We start from the raw sequence: 15,958 nt of genomic DNA, 5'->3' as shown, positions 1-15,958 counted from the left end.
TCGATGGCAAAACCAGGACTTGATTTAAAAAGCGCGAAAGGCGGTTTATCAGAATTGAAAACCCGTCTCCTGTTCGTGATTGGTGCAATTATCGTCTTTAGAGCCGGTTCGTTTGTACCAATTCCTGGTATTGACGCTGCTGTATTAGCAGAGCTGTTTAATCAGCAAAAGGGGACCATCCTAGGCATGTTTAACATGTTCTCTGGTGGTGCCCTTGAACGTGCCTCTATCTTCGCATTAGGTATCATGCCGTATATTTCGGCATCGATCATAATGCAGTTGTTGACTGTGGTTCATCCTGCACTTGCTGAATTGAAAAAAGAAGGCGAGTCGGGAAGAAAGAAAATCAGTCAATATACTCGATACGGCACATTGGTCCTGGGTACGTTCCAGGCAATCGGTATCGCAACAGGTCTACCAAACTTGGTTCCAGGGTTAGTTGTTAACCTAGGATTCAGTTTCTACTTCGTTGCTGTAGTGAGCTTAGTGACAGGAACAATGTTCCTAATGTGGCTAGGTGAGCAAATTACCGAAAGAGGCATAGGTAACGGTATCTCGATTCTTATTTTCGCAGGTATTGTTGCTGGTCTGCCATCTGCTATCGGCCAAACAGCCGAGCAGGCGCGTCAAGGCGACTTGAATGTACTAGTATTGTTGTTGCTAGCAGTGATTGTTTTCGCTGTTACTTATTTTGTGGTTTTCGTTGAGCGTGGACAACGTCGTATCGTTGTTAACTATGCAAAGCGTCAGCAGGGCCGTAAGGTTTTTGCAGCGCAGAGCACTCACTTACCGCTTAAGATTAATATGGCTGGTGTAATCCCGCCTATTTTTGCGTCCAGCATCATTTTGTTCCCAGGCACACTGGCTCAGTGGTTTGGTCAAAATGAGTCCATGTCATGGTTAAGTGATTTTTCACTGGCTGTGTCACCAGGACAACCGCTGTACTCATTATTATATGCAACAGCGATTATTTTCTTCTGTTTCTTCTATACTGCGTTGGTATTTAACCCTCGCGAAACAGCTGATAACTTGAAGAAGAGTGGTGCGTTTATTCCCGGGATTCGTCCTGGAGAACAGACTTCGCGTTATATTGATAAAGTTATGACCCGCCTAACATTAGCTGGCGCGTTATATATAACCTTTATCTGCTTAATTCCGGAGTTCATGTTAATTGCGTGGAAAGTACAGTTCTATTTTGGCGGTACTTCACTACTAATTATGGTAGTCGTAATCATGGACTTCATGGCTCAGGTTCAGACGCATATGATGTCTCATCAGTATGAGTCTGTAATGAAGAAGGCTAACTTGGTAAACAAAGCGAATTTAGATCGCTTTGGTCGCTAAGATAGCAATCTCGGAGTGATGAAATGAAAGTTCGAGCTTCCGTGAAGAAGATCTGCCGTAACTGCAAGATCGTAAAGCGTAGTGGCGTTGTACGTGTGATTTGTGTTGAACCTAAACACAAACAGCGTCAAGGCTAAACAAAAATTGACCAGCCCAGTCCGGGCTGGTCAAAATATTATTTGCTAAATTGTCGTCTGTCGAGTATCCTACCGGGCTTTTCACAGATGACCTTTAACTTAAGGAGTGCATAGTGGCCCGTATCGCTGGCATTAACATTCCTGATCAAAAGCATACAGTCATTGCATTGACTGCTATCTACGGCATCGGTCGTACTCGCGCACAAGCTATTTGCGCGGCTACTTCTATTGCTGAAGATGCTAAGATCAAGGAATTGAGCGAAGCTCAAATTGATACTCTACGCGAAGAAGTTGCCAACTACATTGTAGAAGGTGATTTACGTCGTGAAGTTTCCATGAACATCAAGCGTCTTATGGACCTTGGTTGTTACCGTGGCCTTCGCCATCGTCGTAGCCTTCCCCTTCGTGGGCAACGTACTAAGACCAATGCGCGTACGCGTAAAGGTCCACGTAAACCAATCAGAAAGTAACGGGGTAATCCAGAATGGCTAAAGTTCCGTCACGTTCTCCGCGTAAGCGTGTACGTAAACAGGTTGCTGATGGTATGGCGCATATCCATGCGTCTTTCAACAACACAATTATTACCATTACAGATCGTCAAGGTAACGCACTATCTTGGGCAACTTCTGGTGGTTCAGGTTTCCGTGGTTCACGTAAATCTACCCCATTTGCTGCACAGGTTGCTGCTGAGCGTGCAGGTACTGCTGCTCAGGACTACGGTGTTAAAAACCTAGAAGTTTTTGTGAAGGGTCCAGGTCCAGGACGCGAATCAGCGATTCGTGCACTAAACTCGGTTGGTTATAAGATTACTAACATTACCGATGTGACGCCTATCCCTCATAATGGTTGTCGTCCTCCTAAGAAACGTCGCGTTTAATTCGTCGTTTTTAATAGGATAGTTGGAGAAAGAACATGGCAAGATACTTGGGTCCAAAGCTCAAGCTCAGCCGCAGAGAAGGTACAGACCTTTTCCTAAAAAGCGGCGTGAGAGCAATCGATTCGAAGTGTAAGCTTGAAACTGCACCTGGACAACACGGCGCTCGTAAGACCCGTCTGTCTGAGTATGGTGTTCAGCTACGCGAGAAACAAAAAGTTCGTCGTATTTATGGTGTGCTAGAAAAGCAATTCCGTAACTACTACAAAGATGCTGCACGTACTAAAGGTAACACTGGTGAAAACCTACTTACTCTTTTAGAAACCCGTCTAGATAACGTTGTTTATCGCATGGGCTTTGGTGCAACACGCGCTGAATCACGTCAGCTAGTTAGCCATAAGTCAATTATGGTTAATGGTAGCGTCGTTAACATTCCATCATTCAAAGTGTCTGCGAATGATGTAGTGAGCGTTCGTGAAAAGTCTCGCACTCAAGCTCGTATTAAAGCGGCTTTAGAAGTGTCGGCTCAACGCGAAAAGCCAACATGGGTTGAAGTTGACAACACTAAGATGGAAGGTGCTTTCAAGCGCATTCCTGAGCGTAGTGATTTGTCTGCGGAAATTAACGAACAGCTGATCGTCGAACTTTACTCTAAGTAAGGTTAAAACAAAAGAGAGGACACAATGCAGGGTTCTGTTACAGAATTTCTTAAACCGCGTCTCGTTGATATCGAGCAGGTTAATCCAACACGTGCCAGGGTTACACTGGAGCCGCTTGAGCGTGGTTTTGGTCACACTCTAGGTAACGCGTTGCGTCGTATCCTATTGTCGTCTATGCCAGGCTGCGCGGTTACCGAAGTAGAGATTGATGGTGTACTGCATGAATACAGTAGCAAGGAAGGCGTGCAAGAGGATATCCTTGAGATACTATTAAACCTTAAAGGTTTGGCAGTAGTTATCGAAGGGAAAGACGAAGCTATGCTTACGCTAAGTAAGTCAGGCGCAGGCCCTGTTACTGCAGCAGATATCACGCATGATGGTGATGTTACTATCATGAATCCTGACCATGTTATCTGTCATTTGACAGGTAATAATGACGTCAGCATGCGTATCCGCGTAGAGCGTGGTCGTGGTTATGTACCGGCTTCTGCCCGTGCACAAACCGAAGACGATGATCGCCCTATCGGCCGTTTGTTGGTTGATTCTTCGTTCTCACCTGTTGCTCGCATTGCATACAATGTAGAAGCAGCTCGTGTTGAGCAGCGTACAGACTTAGACAAACTCGTTATTGATATGACCACAAATGGTACTATCGATCCTGAGGAAGCTATCCGTCGCTCTGCAACAATTCTTGCTGAACAGCTAGATGCGTTTGTTGAGTTACGTGATGTGACTGAGACTGCACCAGTAGAAGAGAAGCCGGAGTTCGATCCGATATTGTTGCGTCCTGTCGACGATTTAGAGCTAACTGTACGTTCAGCCAACTGTTTGAAGGCTGAAGCGATTCATTACATCGGCGATCTGGTACAACGCACTGAAGTTGAGCTGCTTAAGACTCCTAACTTAGGTAAGAAATCTCTTACTGAAATTAAGGATGTTTTAGCGTCTCGCGGACTGTCGTTAGGTATGCGTCTGGAAAACTGGCCTCCAGCTAGTTTAGCAGACGACCTTTAAGTCCAGATTAGTACAGATATAGGTAATAAGGATTAGGTCATGCGCCATCGTAAGAGTGGTCGTCAACTAAACCGTAACAGCAGTCATCGTCAAGCTATGTTCCGTAACATGGCTTGCTCAATAGTTCGTCACGAAGTGATTAAAACTACTGTAGCTAAAGCGAAAGAACTGCGTCGCGTAGTTGAACCTCTAATAACACTTGCTAAGAGTGATAGCGTTGCAAACCGCCGTTTGGCATTTGCTCGTACTCGCGACGCTGAAGTCGTTGGTAAGTTATTTACTGAATTGGGTCCACGTTTCCAGGAACGTCCTGGTGGATATACCCGTATTCTTAAGTGCGGTCTACGTACTGGTGATAAAGCGCCTATGGCGTATATTGAACTAGTAGGTCGTCCTGAAGCAGCTGAAGCTGTTGAAGACACTGCAGAGTAAATAAGTCTTAGTTTTAAAAGGCCGAACAATAGTTCGGCCTTTTTTATGCCTGAAATAAATTAATTTAATATGCTTCCCCTCTTTAGAAACCGCTCGATACTCATTAAGTATAAACATGCGATGATTCAGCGTGGGTCTAATGCTTCTGTAAAAATGATATTGATGGCTCCATGTTTCAGCCATCTTCGGTAACGGTTCCAGCTAGACTTTACCTGCTCCATCCCTCCAGTATATTTTACCTGCTATACCTATATAGCCGTTCAATACTGAGATTCGTAGAGTGTGAATTCAATATATCGGAAAGATGCTTATTCAATGTCAGTACGATGCAAGGTCATGCTGCTCGCAACCAGCTAAGATCATAGTTGGCCTGTTATACCAATCAGTATAAAGATTTGGTCGCTCAGCGAGAGTTTAGCGGCACTGAGACAAGGTCATTAAATGCTCATCGTTAACTGCTCCTGCGTTACTCTACCTCCTATATCCATATAGTCGTGCAGTAATGACATTCACCACATCTGACCTCCAGGGATGGAGGAAATGTCTTATGTATGTCGGGAACATACAAGACCATTTGGTTTGTAACGAGTGAAGAGCGTAGTAATTCTACATTTAAGCTTGTTAACACAGTATTAGAGCTGCTAAAACTCGCTATTCTGGCGCGTTTTTGGCTGCCTACTTCTGCGTTGAACAACTTCACAACGGAGTAACCATTCTTTCAGTTATTCGCCTTGAATTAGTTTGCCAAAAAACGTTCTGAGTAGATCAACTTCTTATACTGATTGGTATTAACGCAGCATTCGCGGCGTTAGCCTTGTTCAAAGTTGAAGTGCAGTACGGAGTATTTATGGCTGCTTACTTCAGTGTTGAATGATGTTTCAAGGGGGCAACAGTCCCATCATGTATTTGACTAGACATAATTTTCCTAAAATACTCTGGTAGAGCGCTTTATTATAGTGATTATAATTATCTCAGGAAGTTTTCAGTTAGCTAACGCCATGAGCCAAGATGTTAGCGATATCCACAGGCTAGTCGTTGCTGATTTGACTGCAATGCTAAGAACATGGAGTATGAATACTCAACGAGAAACGTAAACAGTTTTATCCGCAATATCAATTGATATAAGCAGGTGTTCTACTTAAAGTTAGTTCCTGGCATAATTAAGTAACTATCTGACTGTTCGGACGCATTATTTTTAGGTCACTTAACGCTGAGTGGGGACATAACAACAGTAGAAGCAGATCTTTGATGTGAACCCTATTTAATCGTACTCGATATGCCAAGGTGCTCGTTCGCTTTGTGAAGCGTAATGGTAGGACTGCATATATGTGTTTTTCGGATGCCTTCCTATTGTGCATCTTCCTTTCGAGGGCTATAAAGCTTACTTCAAACCCAATCTCTTCAACCCAAACTTAATCTCAAGCTCAAGCATAACCTGACGCTGCCTCTATTCTTGAGCTCATTTAATACCTCTTTGATACTATTAGTTAGATTTGTAGGAATATCTATTTTTTTGGTTGGTTTCTAGATGTGATTTCTGGCCGTTTTTGATTATGTTGTACTAAGTAGGCCTATATCAGCCTTATCAATACGTTTAGACGATAAATAGCTGCAATGCTGCCCAAAGGTGTCACGGTTGTATAGTGCGTGATAGAGAGCGTTACTGGCGTCCGGATAGCCTAGTGGTTGAACCTTATCTATTTTGATAGATACAAAAAAGCCTTCATGACGAAGGCTTTTTGATTAAGATGATAACGAGCTAGGCTTAGTAACCGCCAGACTTTTGCTCTTGGTTATAATCTAATTTCTCGTGAGATTGGCCCATGGCTTCGGCAACTTCTGGTGGCATGTAGTTTTCATCATGCTTAGCCAGAACTTCAGTCGCTTGAAGTACGCCTGGGGCTGCAAGTACGCCCTGCGCCACAATGCCTTGTCCCTCACGGAATAGATCTGGTAATAGGTCGTCATAAGTTACGATGATTTCACCACCTGCAGCGTCATGTACAGCAAACTCTACATGCAAACTCTCAGGGTCACGTACCATAGAGCCAACGGTTACCATACCGCCGACACGAATACGTTGACCAATCTCAGGCATAACCCCAGTATCTTTCTTACCTTGTACAATTTCAGTGGGTGTAAAGAAAAGGTTCAAGTTTGAATTCAGCGCATATAAAAGCAAAGAAGCGATTGCTGCTACACCGACAATTAGGGCTACAGCAAGGGTAAGGCGTTTTTTACGTCTAGGATTCACTATTTAATACTCCGAGTTTCTTTAAGGCGATCTTCGCGTTGGATCTTCTTTGCGATTTCAACTAATACCTTACGTTTCTGTCTAACACTAAGGACAACCAGGGTACCTAGTGAAAGAAAAGTTACACCATAAGCCAACCATACATAAAAAGCATAGCCGCCCATGTTGAAAAATTCACTAATTGAGTCGAACTGCATTATTTGACCCCTTCTGCTTTAGCAAGTTCACGCACCCATGGACGCATTCCATTTCGTGCTAAAATTTCTGATCTAAATCTCACTAATGTAATCGCACCGATCATTAATCCGAAGCCTGCGATGTTAATCAATAACGGGTATAGCATTTCTGTTGGCATCGTAGATTTTTCTGTGATGCGTATAGTTGAAGGCTGATGTAGTGAGCTCCACCAATCAACAGAGTACTTGATGATTGGAATGTTAATAACACCTACGATTGCTAAGATCCCAGCGGCTCTTGCTGCAAGCACTTTATCTTCAAAAGATGCATATAAAGAGATCACACCCAAGTATAAAAACAACAAGACTAGTTCAGAGGTTAGTCGTGCATCCCATACCCACCAAGTGCCCCACATCGGCTTACCCCACGTTGCCCCCGTAATCAGTGCAATAAAGGTAATCACCGCACCAATAGGTGCAATCGCAGCGGCGGCCCAATCAGCAGATTTTATTTGCCACACTAGACCAATGAATGATGAAGTCGCCATTGCCATGTAAGCGGCCATTGACATCGACGCTGCAGGTACATGGATAAAGATGATTCTATAGCTGTCACCTTGCTGATAATCGGTTGGAGCAAATGCTAAGCCCCATACTGTACCAATACCGATAAAAGAGATGGCAAGCATGGCAAACCAAGGTAGTAGGGTGCCTGAGAGTTTGTAGGCGCGTTCAGGATCCGCGTATGGATGTAACCATTTCCACATTTTAGTTAGTACTCACTCGTAAGGATGCACCAATTGCAAAAGGTGCTAACGTTAATGAACCGACCAGCATTGCGCCAATAATAGCGAGCTGACCATCATAGGGTAAATTCATACCAGCAGCATCAATCGCGCTGGTAGCAAAAATTAAAACAGGAATATATAAAGGCAATATCAATAGGCTTAATAACACGCCGCCTTTACGTAAACCTACAGTTAGAGCTACACCAATGGCTCCCAGTAAACTTAATACCGGTGTACCGAGGGCTAGTGTCGCAATCAATGCGCCATAGCTATTACCGTCTAGATGCAGTAACACTGCTAATAAAGGTGCAACTAAAATTAAAGGTACACCTGTTAATATCCAATGCGCCAGTACTTTAGCCAATACCATCAAAGGTAAAGGTTGAGGACTCAGTAGCATTTGCTCCAAGCTACCATCAGCGTAATCCGCCTTAAATAAACGTTCGAGCGATAGCATTGATGCTAATAGTGCCGCAACCCAAATAATGCCAGGTGCAACGCGTGTTAATACTTGAGGCTCGGGTCCGATGCCAAGTGGGAACAGGGTAACCACTAGGACAAAAAACAGTAGCGGATTGAAAATATCACCGCGATGTCTTATAGCTATCTGCAGATCCCGCTTTAACAGCGTGTTAAACGCTTTGGTATAACTGATACCTTTCTTCATTGCCAAACCTTATACAAAGCGATAATCGAGACGAATTTTACGAAGAATATCATCACCAATCACACCCATATCTTGGTGTGTGGTCAATATTACGCATCCCCCCCGTTTTGCATGGGCTAAAAACAGGTGTTCGAGTTCTTCAACGCCTTTCTTATCGATAGCGGTAAAAGGCTCATCAAGTAGCCATATCTTACAGTTGGTATGCCATAGTCTAGCGAGTGCTGTTCGTCTATGTTGACCTGCTGATAAATGACCTGCGAGCGCTTCTTCAAAACCTGACAGATTGACTTTAGATAGAATTTCACGAGTATCGAATTCATCATACCCACTAATTCTTAAATTGAAGTTAAGATTTTCTTCGGCTGTTAACTCACTTTTAACACCAGCAAGGTGGCCAAGATACAATAACTCATCATTGTACTCGTCACGACAGCGGTTTATGTCTTCACCCTTAAAGTTGATTTGCCCGGCATAGGGGCGAGATAAACCGGCGATAATCCGCAAAAGACTTGTTTTGCCAGCACCGTTAGGACCTTCGATTTGAACGATCTCACCTTCAGAAATATCGAAGCTAAGTTCATCAAATAGAATACGTTCTTCTCTGATGCAGGTTAAGTTATTAGCTGATACCAGTGTTGTTGCTTTTGATTTTTCTACCACTGAGCCCTCTATATCAAGCTGTATGAAAACACAAGAGATACTAACACATACACTTTCAAGCGTTTAGTCTTGCTTGTTGCTAAGTGTCAGCAATTTGATGTAGTTCGAATATTATGTATTTTCTATGAACTTTTTAAACATTTGCTAATATATTAACCTTTTTGAGAGTTATGTCTTGCGAAAACCCCATTGTCGCGATTAATATCACAAAAAGATGCCATTTGTTGAACTTTGTAGTAACCTAGCCGAGATTTAAGAAGTCTGCCGAATTTTATGAGGGCAGCGTGAGCTTTGTTAGAATTTGCATTAGGAACGTATAAAATGAAAAAATTATTAGCACTGACTGCAGCTGCAGCTTTGACTCTGTCTACAAGCGCTTTTGCCCAAGATGGTAAGGCTGTATATGACAAGGCATGTCAAGTATGTCACAGCATGGGTGTTGCTGGCGCGCCAAAGTCACATGACGCAGCGGCATGGGAGCCACGCCTAGCTAAAGGCATGCCAGCTCTAGTATCTTCTGTTAAGTCAGGCCTAAATGCTATGCCACCAGGCGGCATGTGTACTGATTGCTCTGATGAAGATTACACGAAAGCAATCGAGTACATGTCTAAGTAACTTTTAGTTAGACATTAAAAAAAGCCGGCATTAGCCGGTTTTTTTGTACCTGTTATTTGGTCTGCCATGTTGTTAGGCCGGGCTATTAAGATGTTTTATACCAATTAGTATAAAGATTTGGTCGCTCAGCGAGAGTTTAGCGGCACTGAGACAAGGTCATCAAATGCTCCTCGGTAACTGCTCCTGCGTTACTCTACCTCCTATATCCATATAGTCGTGCATTAATGACATTCACCACATCTGACCTCCAGGGATAGAGGAAATGTCTTATGTATGTCGGGAACATACAAGACCATGTGGTTTGCAACGAGTGAAGCGCATAGTTGAACTAGGTTAAGCTCCCTCTTGTTCCATAAGAGTCACAGTATCAGAGCCGCTAAACCTCGCCATTCTGGAGCGTTTTTGGCTGCCTACTTCTGCGTTCAACAACTTCACAAGGGAGCAATCATTCATTCAGTTATTCGCCTTGAATTAATTTACCAAAAAACGTTCTGAGTAGATCAACTTCTTATACAGATTGGTATTAGCCATGCATAGTGAGGTGTAACTTCCTTTATCTTGAGGATCTGAATTGGCAGGCAAGGTATCCGTTTATATATTATCTAATGACTTTGGTGAACAATTTATAGAGTGGGATTTATTTGGGGTTTACGCGTAAGAACCATTCATTAGCTTGAATGAAGAATGTTTATACAAAATACCTGTCGTTAATGGAGCGGGTTTAACCTGACTATTTTGATGATGCTTAAGCTGAAAGGGGAGGCATCATCATCGGTACAATTTCCTGCCTCATAATATAGACATAAAAAAACCGGCTAATGCCGGTTTTCTCATTGGTAATTAGGATTTACTGTACTTGAGTATCTAGTACGAGTTGGCCAGTTTCACCGACTTTAACCATGGCTAGTGTGCCCTGGATATCACCAGTTTGCGCTCTAACGCTGCCATGTTTAGAAAGTACTGCAATGACTTCAACTGCTTTTGCGTCACTCAACTTAACGTTACCACCCATATTGGTGCTGTCGTCTAGCGTGATGGTTACCGGTAGAGACTCAGCAGAAACTTTAGTCGCTGCAAGTGGAACCTTTGGACCTTCAGTTGAACGAGCGAAGATGAATAACATATCAGTGCTAGACACTTTAGCTTGTAGTTCTGGAGAGATGGAGACTTCAACAGTAACAGTTTTAGCGGTTGCATCAGACTTTACATTCTTGTGAGCGTCATCATTTGGCATAACGCCTTCAGAGTTCATTCGCATTTTTGCGCTATCGATAGCGTTCATGATTGCACCACGATCTACGTCGCTGCGGTCGCTATCTAGGATTAGCTGCCATGCGTTAATCGCTTTTTGATAATCAGCTGTGAAGAATGAATCCATACCAACAAGTAATAATGTTGATGGGTCTTCAGCATCAAGTGCTAAAGCCTGATCAACGAGCGCTTGCACTGCTGGGGTCATCTGCTGGTTTGAACGGTAATAAAGCGCAGTGGCTTTAGGACCAAGCAGTTCAGCATGGACGCCGACAAGATCCATCGTCTTATCGAATGCTTTAATTGCATCATCGTAACGATTTGCAGAGATATAAGCGTGGCCTAGGCCAAACCATAATTGACTATTCTCTGGCTCAGCTTGTACTTGCGCTTCCATCATCTCTACACGCTGAGACATGATCTGCTCGGTTGTCTGGCCAGAATGTGGATCATTTGCAGTCATTGGTTGGTCTAGGTTTTTGTATGCACCCAAAGTTGAGTACATGTAACCGCAAATACCAATAATAACTGCAGACATGACTGAAGGCCAAAGAATACTTTTTGGCTTAAGGTTGTTAACGAGTGATTCATCGTTACCTTGTTTCATATCTTGAAGTAAGCTGATTTCGAGCTCTTTCTTTAGTGCGCCAAACTCAGGTTGATCGAGTCGCTCATCTTCAAGTTCTTTCTCTAATGTTGAAAGGCGTTCATTGAATAATTCAAGGTTGGTATCTTTACGAACACCCGCTTCTTCAGCTCTCAGCATACGCTGCTGGCGGAAGTGTGGGAACCAAATTAGCGCTAAGCTAACCAACAGGAATGAGGCTATTAAAATCCAGAATGTGGTCATTATGTCTATTTCACTTTCGTTTGCGAAAAAGCGGATTCACCGCTGAACTAGGGATAAGATTATACGTAAAGATTATTCATTGAACAGTAATATAACCTTAAAAGGTCATAGTTGAGTACTTGTTCACAAATTGATTCTATTTGTAAATCTTATTGAAACTTACGGGAACTTTGTCTGTCAGACCTTAAAATTCCGCTAAATATGCTCGGTTTACAGTGGAATGTGATCTGCAATTGTTTATGTGTGTTTGTTAATAAGATAGGGGAAGAATGCGACAAGTCACCCATATTTGTACGAAATAGGCAGACATTAACAATAGCAAATACTAAACTGAGCTAAAATTTGTACCTTTTAATAGTGTTAACTACTAACACGTATGTAATGATTAAGCGATAGCTTAACAATACATGATTTAGGACTGAGGAAAACCCATGATCCCAGAATTAGGACACTTTTCGCTGATTATCGGCCTGGCATTTGCCATGCTGTTAGCCATCGTTCCTTTAGTAGGTGTAGCTCGTAAAGACCAGTACCTAGTGCGCTATGCTTGGCCACTAAGTTACGGTATGTTCTTCTTTATTCTCTTCTCCGTTATTGCGCTTGGCTATAGCTTTGCCGTCGATGACTTCTCTGTTGCTTATGTAGCACATCACTCGAACTCTGAATTGCCAATCTTCTTTAAGATTGCTGCAGTATGGGGTGGCCATGAAGGTTCTTTGCTATTTTGGGTATTCTCACTAGCAGCTTGGGCCGCGGCAGTTGCACTATTTAGTAAAGGTTTAGAAGAAGTCTTTACTGCACGTGTTCTTGCTGTTCTAGCGATGATCTTAATCGGCTTTACGCTGTTTATGTTGCTAACGTCTAGCCCGTTTGAGCGCCTATTCCCTATTCCTATGGAAGGCCGTGACCTTAACCCAATGTTGCAAGACGTTGGATTGATTTTCCATCCTCCAATGCTTTATCTAGGTTATGTAGGTTTCTCTGTTAGCTTTGCTTTCGCAATAGCAGCATTGATGAGTGGCCGTCTTGATTCTGCTTGGGCTCGTTGGAGCCGTCCATGGACGCTAGCTGCTTGGGTATTCCTGACTGGTGGTATCTCATTGGGTTCTTGGTGGGCTTATTATGAGCTTGGCTGGGGTGGTTGGTGGTTCTGGGATCCAGTTGAGAACGCATCTTTCATGCCTTGGTTGATTGGTACAGCTCTACTTCACTCACTTATCGTAACTGAGAAGCGTGGCGCATTCCGTAACTGGACTGTATTGCTTTCAATCTTTGCATTCTCTTTAAGTTTACTGGGTACCTTCATTGTTCGTTCTGGTGTATTGACTTCAGTTCACTCGTTCGCGGCTGATCCAAGCCGAGGTATGTTCATTCTCTTATTGTTAGGTTTAGCTATTGGTGGTTCACTAACCTTATTCGCCTTTAGAGCGAGTGAGATGAGTAGCCCAGCCCGCTTTGAGCTTAAATCTAAAGAAACGATGCTATTAATCTGTAACCTATTGCTGACAGTTGCTTGCGGTACGGTATTACTTGGTACGTTATATCCACTGCTAATCGATGCATTAGGCATGGGTAAGATTTCTGTAGGCCCTCCATACTTCAACGCAGTATTTGTTCCTATCGTTCTAGTATTATTTGCCTTTATGGGAATTGGCCCGAATATTCGTTGGAAGAAGTCGAAAACGGGTGAACTTAAGCGTCAGATTATTGTTCCAGCAGTGATTGCCACAGTCGTTGGTCTAGCTGCACCTTTCTTGGCTGACGGTGAATTTAATATCTGGGTGGTATTCGGTATTGGTATTGCTGTATGGGTCATGTTGATGACATTCCGTGCCGCATACAACATCGTTAAGACTAAAGATGGTTCTATAGACATGACACGACTAGGTCGTAGTCAGTTAGGGATGATCATCGCTCACCTCGGTATTGCGGTATCAGTAGTAGGTGCCACTATGGTATCTAATTACTCAATAGAGAAGAGTGTACGTATGGGGCCAGGTATCTCTCAGGAGCTTGCGGGATACACATTCAACTATATTGAAACTAAGAATGTAGTAGGTCCTAATTACACTGCGCAGCAAGGTCAGATTGAAGTCTATCAAGGTGATGAATACGTCACATTGCTAAGACCGGATCGTCGCCAATATAATGTGCGCACTATGGATATGACTGAAGCTGGTATTGACTGGGGATTATTCCGCGACCTTTATGTGACGATGGGTGACCCAATTAGTCGTACCGAGTTTGCTGTACGTCTAAACTATAAGCCATTTGTTCGCTGGATTTGGTTTGGTTCTATCTTCATGATGGTTGGTGGTTTCTTCGCAGCTTCTGATAAGCGTTACCGTGTTAAGGCAACTAGTGCAGAAAAGAAAGCTGCTAAAGATGCCGATAAGTTAGCAACCGCTTAATTGGTATAGGGTAAGTATGAAAAAGCTAGTTTTATTTATTCCACTTGTCGTGTTTTTAGGTATGGGAGTGTTCCTTTATAAGGGGCTCTTCCTTAACCCACAAAAACTTGACTCAGCTTTAGAAGGAAAGCCGATCCCGGCTTTCCAGTTAGAAGTGTTAGAGTCTGGTGACACAGTTAGTAATGAAACACTGAAAGGTAAAGTTGGCTTACTTAATGTATGGGCAACTTGGTGCCCATCATGTAAGTATGAGCATCCTTTCTTGATGACTTTAGCGCGTAAGAATATTTTGCCTATCTACGGTATCAACTACCGTGATGATCGTCCTCTCGCTATCCGTGAGCTGAGTCGTGAAGGTAACCCATACGCTATCAACATCTATGATCATGATGGACGTTTAGGCTTAGATCTTGGTGTGTACGGTGCACCAGAAAGCTTCTTGGTCGACCATAAAGGTATTATTCGATACCGTTACGCAGGTCCAATTGATCGTAATGTCTGGAAGGAAACACTTTATCCAATGGTTCAACAGCTCCAGGCTGAAGCTGTGAAGGATGGTGCATCGTGATTAAATCATTAATGAAAGGCTTTACAGCTTTAGTGCTTTTGTTAAGCATGGCGTCACTCGCTAATGCCACACCAGTAGACACATATGAATTTAAGTCTGTTGCTAACCAAAAGCGCGCGTTAAGTCTTGCCCATTCTTTACGTTGTCCTCAGTGTCAAAACCAAAACCTAATCGATTCTAACTCTCCTGTTGCTCAAGACTTACGTCTTGAAGTTTATCAGATGGTCGATGAGGGTAAGGGGGATGATGAAATTGTTGAGTTTATGACGAGCCGTTACGGTGAATTCGTGCTTTATAAGCCAAGAATGGAAGCGAAAACATACGCGCTTTGGCTAGGACCGTTAGCGCTACTGTTATTTGGTGGCTTGATTGGATTCTTCTTCATTCGTAAGCAACGTATAGCAGAAGTAAACAATCAAGACTTAAGCACTGAAGATCAGCAAGAGCTCGATCGTCTATTAAAGAGAGATGCTAAATGAGATTGTCTATAGTGGGCCTGCTTGCAGCAACTATGTTGTTTGCTGTTGGCGCGCAAGCTTATCCAGGTATGGAGAAGCAAGCTGAAAGACAAGTTCAGTCAAGTGTCGATCTTATTAGTGTCTTACCTCAGCCATTTCCGATCGAAGCTGTACCTTTTAAAGACAGTAAAGGTAACGCCGTAGACTTTAGCCAGTATAAAGGCAAAGTTATCATGGTAAACATGTGGGCCACTTGGTGTCCTCCATGTGTTAGAGAGTTGCCGGCGATCAGTCGGTTCTCTGCCAAGATCGGATCGGATGATTTTGAAGTATTGCCAGTTTCAATCGATCTAGAAGGAAATAAGCAAGTTGAGCCATTTCTTAAATCGTTAGGAATGGAAGGCTTCAACACCTATTATGATAAAGAGCAAAAGCTAGGGCATGTATTTCCTTTGGAAACGATCCCAGCGACCTTTATCCTCAATAGGGAGGGGCAGTTAATTGCTTTTGTTCGTACTTTTGTCGATTGGGATGATGATAAGGCAGCGGCACTTATTAAGGGTTTCTTAGATCAACCTCTGCAACAAGTTAAAGCAGATTGACCCCAAGCACTCATAATCGTTAAAAAAAGGGGCTTTTAGCCCCTTTTTTGTACGTATCGTTTGTTAACTATGCATTTGATTCGATTATTCTAATTTAATTGAAAAACCCCCTTGTGCTGAACTCAAATTTCCCTATAATGCGCATCCACTGACACGGCACAGCAGGCCAACTAGACTAACGCTTGAGATTAGAAATAG

The 15,958-nt window shown here is 43.1% G+C and carries 18 protein-coding genes; 12 read left to right on the top strand and 6 right to left on the bottom strand.

Going from position 1 to position 15,958, the window contains the following annotated elements; translation table 11 throughout:
* Positions 1–3 precede the first annotated feature (3 nt).
* The 7 genes from secY (at position 4) to rplQ (ending at position 4,460) form a co-directional block, all read left to right on the top strand.
* Positions 4–1,344: a preprotein translocase subunit SecY gene (gene secY, locus ACVBJC_RS17565; protein WP_012153474.1), complete on the top strand. Its 1,341-nt coding sequence runs from the start codon at positions 4–6 to the stop codon at positions 1,342–1,344.
* A 23-nt stretch (positions 1,345–1,367) separates the two neighbouring features.
* A complete protein-coding gene (gene rpmJ / locus ACVBJC_RS17560; RefSeq protein ID WP_006083579.1) occupies positions 1,368–1,481 on the top strand; it encodes a 50S ribosomal protein L36 in 114 nt (37 codons plus the stop codon).
* Positions 1,482–1,594: 113 nt separating this feature from the next.
* A complete protein-coding gene (gene rpsM / locus ACVBJC_RS17555) occupies positions 1,595–1,951 on the top strand; it encodes a 30S ribosomal protein S13 (protein WP_012153475.1) in 357 nt (118 codons plus the stop codon).
* A 14-nt stretch (positions 1,952–1,965) separates the two neighbouring features.
* Entirely contained in the window at positions 1,966–2,358 is a 393-nt protein-coding gene (gene rpsK / locus ACVBJC_RS17550) for a 30S ribosomal protein S11 (RefSeq protein ID WP_012153476.1), read from the top strand.
* 35 nt (positions 2,359–2,393) lie between these two features.
* Positions 2,394–3,014: a 30S ribosomal protein S4 gene (gene rpsD / locus ACVBJC_RS17545; RefSeq protein WP_012153477.1), complete on the top strand. Its 621-nt coding sequence runs from the start codon at positions 2,394–2,396 to the stop codon at positions 3,012–3,014.
* A gap of 24 nt (positions 3,015–3,038) precedes the next feature.
* Positions 3,039–4,028, top strand: a complete 990-nt coding sequence (locus ACVBJC_RS17540; protein WP_012279167.1) for a DNA-directed RNA polymerase subunit alpha — start codon at positions 3,039–3,041, stop codon at positions 4,026–4,028.
* 39 nt (positions 4,029–4,067) lie between these two features.
* Complete coding sequence (gene rplQ, locus ACVBJC_RS17535; RefSeq protein ID WP_012153479.1) at positions 4,068–4,460, top strand: 50S ribosomal protein L17; 393 nt, start codon at positions 4,068–4,070, stop codon at positions 4,458–4,460.
* 1,765 nt (positions 4,461–6,225) lie between these two features.
* Here rplQ and ccmE read toward each other — a convergent pair.
* Genes ccmE through ccmA form a run of 5 tightly spaced genes read right to left on the bottom strand, consistent with a single transcriptional unit; the run spans position 6,226 to position 9,005 of the window.
* The gene (gene ccmE / locus ACVBJC_RS17530) at positions 6,226–6,714 is read right to left on the bottom strand and encodes a cytochrome c maturation protein CcmE (RefSeq protein ID WP_447162247.1); all 489 of its coding nucleotides are present in this window, start codon (positions 6,712–6,714) and stop codon (positions 6,226–6,228) included.
* Positions 6,714–6,911: a heme exporter protein CcmD gene (gene ccmD, locus ACVBJC_RS17525; protein WP_447162248.1), complete on the bottom strand. Its 198-nt coding sequence runs from the start codon at positions 6,909–6,911 to the stop codon at positions 6,714–6,716. The genes ccmE and ccmD overlap by 1 nt, the downstream gene beginning before the upstream one ends.
* A complete protein-coding gene (gene ccmC, locus ACVBJC_RS17520; RefSeq protein ID WP_447162249.1) occupies positions 6,911–7,657 on the bottom strand; it encodes a heme ABC transporter permease CcmC in 747 nt (248 codons plus the stop codon). Before ccmC ends, ccmD begins: the two co-directional genes overlap by 1 nt.
* A 1-nt stretch (position 7,658) precedes the next feature.
* The gene (gene ccmB, locus ACVBJC_RS17515; protein ID WP_447162250.1) at positions 7,659–8,345 is read right to left on the bottom strand and encodes a heme exporter protein CcmB; all 687 of its coding nucleotides are present in this window, start codon (positions 8,343–8,345) and stop codon (positions 7,659–7,661) included.
* A 9-nt stretch (positions 8,346–8,354) separates the two neighbouring features.
* On the bottom strand, positions 8,355–9,005 hold the full coding sequence (gene ccmA, locus ACVBJC_RS17510; RefSeq protein WP_447162251.1) for a cytochrome c biogenesis heme-transporting ATPase CcmA: 651 nt from the start codon (positions 9,003–9,005) through the stop codon (positions 8,355–8,357).
* Positions 9,006–9,326: 321 nt separating this feature from the next.
* On the opposite strand from ccmA, the gene ACVBJC_RS17505 reads away from it, so the two are divergent.
* The gene (locus tag ACVBJC_RS17505; protein ID WP_447162252.1) at positions 9,327–9,620 is read left to right on the top strand and encodes a c-type cytochrome; all 294 of its coding nucleotides are present in this window, start codon (positions 9,327–9,329) and stop codon (positions 9,618–9,620) included.
* An 847-nt stretch (positions 9,621–10,467) separates the two neighbouring features.
* On the opposite strand, the gene ccmI is transcribed toward ACVBJC_RS17505, so the two are convergent.
* Positions 10,468–11,721, bottom strand: coding sequence for a c-type cytochrome biogenesis protein CcmI (gene ccmI, locus ACVBJC_RS17500; RefSeq protein ID WP_447162253.1), 1,254 nt, complete (start codon positions 11,719–11,721; stop codon positions 10,468–10,470).
* A 431-nt stretch (positions 11,722–12,152) separates the two neighbouring features.
* Here ccmI and ACVBJC_RS17495 point away from each other — a divergent pair, with 431 nt between their 5' ends.
* From ACVBJC_RS17495 to ACVBJC_RS17480, 4 genes are read left to right on the top strand one after another with little or no spacing between them, the layout of a single operon-like run.
* Complete coding sequence (locus ACVBJC_RS17495; protein ID WP_447162254.1) at positions 12,153–14,132, top strand: heme lyase CcmF/NrfE family subunit; 1,980 nt, start codon at positions 12,153–12,155, stop codon at positions 14,130–14,132.
* A 16-nt stretch (positions 14,133–14,148) separates the two neighbouring features.
* Complete coding sequence (locus tag ACVBJC_RS17490; RefSeq protein ID WP_447162255.1) at positions 14,149–14,700, top strand: DsbE family thiol:disulfide interchange protein; 552 nt, start codon at positions 14,149–14,151, stop codon at positions 14,698–14,700.
* Between the two features lie 11 nt (positions 14,701–14,711).
* Positions 14,712–15,179 (top strand): heme lyase NrfEFG subunit NrfF, encoded by a 468-nt coding sequence (gene nrfF, locus ACVBJC_RS17485; protein ID WP_447162257.1) that lies wholly within the window; start codon positions 14,712–14,714, stop codon positions 15,177–15,179.
* Positions 15,176–15,760 carry a TlpA disulfide reductase family protein gene (locus tag ACVBJC_RS17480; protein ID WP_447162256.1) on the top strand — a complete coding sequence of 195 codons (585 nt, stop codon included), beginning with the start codon at positions 15,176–15,178 and terminating at the stop codon, positions 15,758–15,760. Before nrfF ends, ACVBJC_RS17480 begins: the two co-directional genes overlap by 4 nt.
* The last annotated feature ends 198 nt before the right edge of the window (positions 15,761–15,958 follow it).

The sequence above is a fragment of the Shewanella sp. 0m-6 genome, assembly GCF_052977325.1.
This window is presented reverse-complemented; position numbering and strand designations above follow the sequence as displayed.